Origin of the sequence: Halomonas sp. (assembly GCF_052095765.1) — a bacterium.
Lineage (GTDB): Bacteria > Pseudomonadota > Gammaproteobacteria > Pseudomonadales > Halomonadaceae > Halomonas.
In genome coordinates this window covers 4,715-5,116 of sequence record NZ_JBQDJZ010000134.1, presented here as the reverse complement: position 1 = coordinate 5,116, position 402 = coordinate 4,715, and the positions used below count along the sequence as shown (strand labels likewise).

Here is a 402-nt window from a genome sequence, read left to right as displayed (position 1 = left end):
CCTCTTCCAGTTCCGCGCGCTGGCGCTGGTGTTCGGCATTGGCGTCGCTCAACTGCTGCTGATACTGGCGCAGTTGGGCATCCAGGCTATCCACCTGGCTCTGGCCGTCGGCCTTTAGCTCTAACAGCTGGCTTTGGTGGGTTTCCCCCAGGGCGGTAAGCGCCTGCTGCTTCTCTTCACGCAGCTCGTTTTGTGCCTGCTCCTGGCTGGCTAACGCGGCTTGATGAGTAGCGCGACGCTCTTGCTGACGCTTGGTGTGGCGCTCCTGCTGCTGGCGACGCGCCTCTATCGCAAACTCCACTTCCTGCTCGGCGCGCTTATGGGCCATGCGGCCCTGATCCTGGGCTTCGTCGGCCTGCTGCACGCGCTCGTTATGCTGCTTGAGCGCTTTCTCGGCGGCCT

The 402-nt window shown here is 63.4% G+C and carries 1 pseudogene; it reads right to left on the bottom strand.

The annotated features are described in order from the left end of the window. Positions 1–402: pseudogene (locus ACTH3D_RS12555) on the bottom strand (ATP-binding protein); the annotation flags it as partial.